Source organism: Burkholderia reimsis, from assembly GCF_003294055.1.
In the GTDB taxonomy this organism is placed as follows: Bacteria; Pseudomonadota; Gammaproteobacteria; order Burkholderiales; family Burkholderiaceae; genus Burkholderia; species Burkholderia cepacia.
The window spans coordinates 1-1,148 of record NZ_QMFZ01000110.1 but is presented as its reverse complement, the minus strand read 5'-3'; the positions used below and the strand labels follow the sequence as shown (position 1 = coordinate 1,148).

Here is a 1,148-nt window from a genome sequence, read left to right as displayed (position 1 = left end):
GGTGTGTCGGGTTGCAGGGCGTGTGAGATTGGCCAGCCGGCCGCGCGAGTGGGCGGCGCAATCGGCTTGGCGCTCGGTGACGAGTCGTTCACGCATACCGACTTTGTGATTCCGGGGGTGATGCCGGTCGAATGGGCGCGCACGTATCGCTCGAATTTCGGCGCGCACGACGGGCAGGGGCCGTTGGGGCCTCGCTGGACGACGCCGTATCACGTCGCGTTCGAGGCGAAGGGCGACGAGCTCGTGTATCACGACGCATCGGGCCGCAGTCTCACGTACCCGGCTTTAAAGCCGGGGCAACCGCATTACGATGCGATCGAGTCGTGCGTGCTTACGCGCGAGTCCGACGATCGCATCCGGCTGGTGCGTGGCGAGACGCTGACCGAAACGTATGAACGGCACGGAGCGCGCTTCGCGCTCACGAAAATCGAGGACCGCTCGGGCAACACGGTGACGCTGACGTGGGCGGACGGCCTGCTCACCACCATCAAATCCGCCAGTGATGCCGTCGCTTCACTGACGCATGATCGGGAAGGCCGCATCATGCGTGTGGCGCTGGTCGACGACAGCGGGACGGCGGTCCGCGTACTCGCGCGCTATCGGTACGACGAGGCGGGCGATCTGGTGGAGGCGGCCGACGAGAACGCTGCGTCGTGGAGCTATGCGTATTCGCACCACCTCGTCACGCGCTACACCGATCGTACTGGGCGTGGGATGAACCTCGAATGGGACGGCACGCACCTCGATGCAAAAGCCGTGCACGAATGGGCCGACGACGGTACGTTCGACACGCGCCTGACCTGGCACGACCGGTTGCGGCTGACGTTCGTGACCGACGCGCTGGGCAACACGACCCAGCAGTACTACGACATCGACGGCTACGTATACCGGATCGTGTATCCGGACAACACGGAAGAATGGTTCTTCCGCGACGCGGCGAAACACGTGACCCGCCATGTGTTTGCAGACGGGACCGAGGAATCTTTCACGTGGGATGACGCGGGGCATCTGACCTCGCACACGCAGCAGGATGGACGTACGGCTCATTACGTCTACGACCGGCACGGCAACCTGACCGGGCTGCAGGACCCGGAAGGGCACCGCTGGGAGCGTTACTACGACAGCAAGGGGCGTGTCACCGAGGCGCT

1 protein-coding gene is annotated in these 1,148 nt (G+C 64.6%); it reads left to right on the top strand.

Annotated features, from left to right (window positions below; genetic code table 11):
* Positions 1-66: 66 nt before the first annotated feature.
* The coding region (locus tag DPV79_RS41430; protein WP_244321916.1) for an RHS repeat domain-containing protein at positions 67-1,148 on the top strand (1,082 nt) is incomplete at its 3' end.